This is a genomic window from Clostridium fessum (assembly GCF_003024715.1).
GTDB lineage: Bacteria > Bacillota > Clostridia > Lachnospirales > Lachnospiraceae > Otoolea > Otoolea fessa.
This window is the reverse complement of the sequence record NZ_PYLO01000011.1, coordinates 1-1,684: the sequence shown is the minus strand read 5'-3', so window position 1 is coordinate 1,684 and position 1,684 is coordinate 1. Positions and strand designations below refer to the sequence as shown.

The 1,684-nt window shown below is 41.9% G+C and carries 2 rRNA genes; both read left to right on the top strand.

The features are described 5' to 3' along the window. A 23S ribosomal RNA gene (locus C7U56_RS15200) occupies positions 1-198 on the top strand; the annotation flags it as partial. 1,084 nt (positions 199-1,282) lie between these two features. Continuing rightward, positions 1,283-1,684: ribosomal RNA gene (locus tag C7U56_RS15190) — 16S ribosomal RNA — on the top strand; the annotation flags it as partial.

The window sequence follows — 1,684 nt, the reverse complement described above, 5'->3', positions numbered from 1 at the left end:
CTATCAAGTTCATGGCAGAGTAGCCAAGCCGGGACGGGATAAACGCTGAAGGCATCTAAGCGTGAAGCCCCCCTCAAGATGAGATATCCCATACGCAAGTAGTAAGACCCCTTGAAGACGACGAGGTAGATAGGGCAGAGGTGGAAGCGTAGTAATACGTGAAGCTGACTGTTACTAATCGGTCGAGGGCTTAACCAAAAGGATATGGTTAAGAATTGGATAGGTAAGAGGAAGTTATTTCCTGAAGGATGAAAGATAGAGAGTAGAAGAAATTCAGTGTGCAGTTTTGAAGGTATATAAAGAAGACCGTTGTACGGAAATGTATGGCGGTTTTTTTGTGTAATAGGGAATTCCAATTTGACAGATATTCCTTAAGTTTTTCATAATGGCGCTGCTGGACTGACTTTCGATGTCCTTTACCGGCGACAAACGTTGTTTCATCCAACTGCCAGATTTCTGCGTATTTCGATGCGGCTTCCTTTAAGTATTCTGGCGAGTATTCTATATTAATACTGAACTTTATCCCCGTGTATTGAAGCTCAAGATTAATTTCCTGAAACAGGGAAGTGAGCTTCTCAAACAGGCGGTATCTGGATTTTTCAGTCGCTTTCTTCCATACCCATTATTAAAATTATATATTATGTACAGTTTTGAAAAATGGCACACCGCAATCTCGTTACTGTAGTGTTTGGAATGAGAAGAGAGCAAATAAATCAGCGGCATTTCCGCAAGAAGGATCAAAATAAGCTGGTGGGAATGCTGCTGATTTTTTAATCTAGTATGTGTGAAACAAATAGAAATGACAAAATATTCTAAAAAATCACAACAAAATAAAAAGAATAACAAATATAGAAAAATCGTTGACAATCCTTGGAAACTCTGGTATCATAACATACGTCCTTGAGACAAGGGCAAATCAATCGAGGAAATAAGAGCGGAAACGCAAACGGGTTTCTGAGAAAGATTAAAAATAAAATAAAAAATTTGTTGACAAAGTCAATCGCTTATGATAATATAAATAAGCTGTCGATGAGACAACAACAAAGAACCTTGAAAACTGAACAGTATGTAAAACCCTGAAAATTCTAAGAACAAAGGCTTTTGGTTAAGCCTTGAAGTTCAAGAGAACATTCAGAACATTCGCGATAAAAACGAGTCCATGACTGCTTGCAGGCATGAGCGAGTTGAACGCGATGAGCAAAATGCAAATTTTGCGAAGAACCAAAACAACAGTAATAACGGTTAAAATTAGCCAAGCGAATTTTGACTGGAATCAAAACTTTAACATGAGAGTTTGATCCTGGCTCAGGATGAACGCTGGCGGCGTGCTTAACACATGCAAGTCGAACGAAGCAATCTAACGGAAGTTTTCGGATGGAAGTTAGATTGACTGAGTGGCGGACGGGTGAGTAACGCGTGGGTAACCTGCCTCACACTGGGGGACAACAGTTAGAAATGACTGCTAATACCGCATAAGCGCACAGGACCGCATGGTCTAGTGTGAAAAACTCCGGTGGTGTGAGATGGACCCGCGTTTGATTAGCTAGTTGGTGGGGTAACGGCCTACCAAGGCGACGATCAATAGCCGACCTGAGAGGGTGACCGGCCACATTGGGACTGAGACACGGCCCAAACTCCTACGGGAGGCAGCAGTGGGGAATATTGCACAATGGGGGAAACCCTG